Here is an 872-nt window from a genome sequence, read left to right on the forward strand (position 1 = left end):
CAAAGCGTGAGTGGTCTGTCGTTTTTTTGATGGATTGGATTGATCCCAGGTGCCCTTGAAAAGAGATTTGAGATGTAGTTTGTAGATCCGTACCGAGAACTGACACAGGTGCCCCTAGCTGAAAAGGCTAAGGTGTATCGGCTTAATCCAGGCGAGGGAACTCGGCAAATTAGCCCCGTACCTTCGGTATAAGGGGTGCCTGCTTTGTAGAAAGCAGGTCTCAGTAACCAGGGGGCTCCGACTGTTTAATAAAAACACAGGAGACCGCAAGTCCGAAAGGATGTGTATGGTCGCCGAATCCTGCCCAGTGGCGGTATCTGAAAACCCATTTCAATGGGGCGAAGGACCGCTAAACGGCGGGGGTAACCATGACCCTCTTAAGGTAGCGTAATACCTTGCCGCTTAATTGGCGGCTTGCATGAGTGGCTTAACGAGAGCCCTACTGTCCCTGCTTGGAGCCCGGTGAAATTGACTTACTGGCGCACAGTCCAGTACCTTCTAGAAGGAAGCGAAGACCCCGTGGAGCTTTACTACAGCCTGTCGTTGTGATACGATTTTGGATGTGAAGTGTAGGTGGGAGCCGTCGAAGCCTTGCCGCTAGGTAAGGTGGAGGCACCAATGGGACACCACCCTTCTTTTGTCGCGTCACTAACTAGAAATAGAACACCGATAGGTGGGTAGTTTGGGTGGGGCGCCACACGCTCGAAAAGATATCAAGCGTGCCCAATGGTCACCTCAAGGAGTTCAGAAATCTCCTGTAGAATGCAAGGGTAAAAGGTGGCTTTACACGGATTGGACAAATAACAATCCGCGTTGCGAAAGCAGGGCCTAGCGAACCAATCAACCCTTTTTATGGGGGCGATTGATAACAG

General features: G+C 51.0%; 1 rRNA gene. It reads left to right on the plus strand.

Features of this window, described 5'->3' with window-relative positions:
* Window positions 1-872, plus strand: a 23S ribosomal RNA gene (locus tag LN415_09855); the annotation flags it as partial.

It is taken from the genome of Candidatus Thermoplasmatota archaeon, from assembly GCA_022848865.1.
GTDB lineage: Archaea > Thermoplasmatota > Thermoplasmata > RBG-16-68-12 > JAGMCJ01 > JAGMCJ01.